At 56.3% G+C, this 1,813-nt stretch carries 1 protein-coding gene; it reads right to left on the bottom strand.

The window, feature by feature from the left end; translation table 11 throughout:
- Positions 1-146: 146 nt before the first annotated feature.
- The gene (locus ACTG3T_RS11470) at positions 147-1,703 is read right to left on the bottom strand and encodes a BCCT family transporter (RefSeq protein WP_439102412.1); all 1,557 of its coding nucleotides are present in this window, start codon (positions 1,701-1,703) and stop codon (positions 147-149) included.
- Positions 1,704-1,813: the final 110 nt, after the last annotated feature.

The following is a 1,813-nucleotide window of genomic DNA, read 5'->3' as shown; positions in this document are numbered from 1 at the left end:
GCTTTTGGTCAAGAATTGGACTAACGCGGAGGAGGGCAACTCAACCCCGCATAAACACTAGGCTGTAGAAAAGGTGTGAAGCCCTCCCTCTCCGCCATTTACTGAGTGTCCCCGCTCATAATCAAAAACCGTCAGTAACATCGCGATCAGGCATGCCTTTCCTTCGCACCAAGTGCGCCAAATACACCCCAGAGTGATGGAATCAGTAACAGTGATACCGGCACCGCGGTGACTACTATAAAGCTCTGTAGCTTGCCAATTCCCCCGGATGGTCCTGCGAGCAGGACCATCGCAGTGACACCCATGGCGATGCCCCAGAACAAACGCAGCCAGCGCGGTGGGTGTTCCAGTCCCGAGGATACAACCGAAAGACTGTAGGTCATGGAGTCCCCGGTGGTGGCCACGAACAGTACGGTCAGCAACAGAAACATGCCCGTGATCACCTCGCTCATGGGCAGCCCTCCGGTAATGGCGAGCAATACGGCAGGCAGGTTAAATCCCTCGAAGGGACTCGAGATGGAGCCGGGCGCCCGCATTTCCAGACCAAGCCCCGCGCCACCGATAATGGAAAACCACGCCATGGTCAGTAGTGGCGCAACCATCGACATCAACAAGATTACGTCGCGCGCGCGTCGGCCACGGCTTACCCGAGCAATGAAAATTGCCATCATCGGGCTATAGCCAATAAACCAGCCCCAGAAAAAAACCGTCCACAGTGACAACCAGCCGGGGTCACCGAACCAGCCAGCCTCCCCGCGGAAGAGCGCTTGCTCGCCAAACCAGGTGAGGTGGGTACCCAAGCTGGTAACAAAGCCATCAACAATGAACCGTGTTGGCCCGACCAGCAAAATGAAGGCCAGCAAGAAAAGCCCGAGGATAATGTTGGCACGACTGAGCATCTGAATTCCGCGATGCATTCCGCTGACCGCCGAGGTGAGGTACACCAGCATCAGCAGGGCAATCGTGATGATCTGTGTCATTTTGTTATCGGGTAAGTCGTAGAGCACTCCAACGCCGTAACTGATCTGCAGCCCCAGAAACCCTATCGGTCCGACGGTGCCGGCGAAAACCGCGAGTACCGATACGATATCGGCGATGTCCCCGAGCTTGCCGCGCACGCCGGTCTCTCCGAGGAGAGGGTAGAGTAGCGTCCGCGGGGCCAAGGGCAGCCCTTTCTCGTAATGCAGGCGCATAAGAAGAATCGCACCCAGACTGCCGAGGATGGACCAGGCGAGAAATCCCCAGTGCAGGAATGATTGCGCAAGGGCAAAGCGGACTGACTCCTCACTCAGTGGGTCAGCTTTATCGGCAAACAGCGGTGGCAGAGAGGCGGAATGGGCGATGGGCTCAGCAGCAGCCCAGAAAACCCCTCCGCCTGCCAGCAGTGTGCAGAGAACCATGGCGATCCATTGAAAGGTTGAAAATTCGGGCTCTTGCAAACCACCGAGGCGCTGTGCTGCTGCCGGTCTGCAGGCCAACGTCAGGGCAACAGCAAAATTGATGAGCAAGAGCAGTTGCCAAAACAGCCCAAACCAGCGCGCGCTCCAGTGAAAGCTCGAGTCAATAACGTTGGAAAAGGCGTTTGGATCAATGAAAAAGAAAGCGAGGAATGTCAGCACAAGCGCAACCGAAACGGTAGTCACACGAGCTTTGCTGAGCTGGCCTGCGTTATTGCTGATGTCGCTGGCGTTGATTGAAGGCATACGAGGCGTGTTGCTTGAGGGTGTCTCGGTACTCTACGGCGGTGAGTCATTACTGTTCAACACTTTTACAGGCCATCCGGGTACACACTGGCAAATGAGAAGCCCCTAGC

The organism is Congregibacter sp., assembly GCF_965660375.1.
In the GTDB taxonomy this organism is placed as follows: Bacteria; Pseudomonadota; Gammaproteobacteria; order Pseudomonadales; family Halieaceae; genus Congregibacter.
Note: the sequence above shows the minus strand (reverse complement) of the source record. Positions and strands in the feature narration are given on the sequence as shown.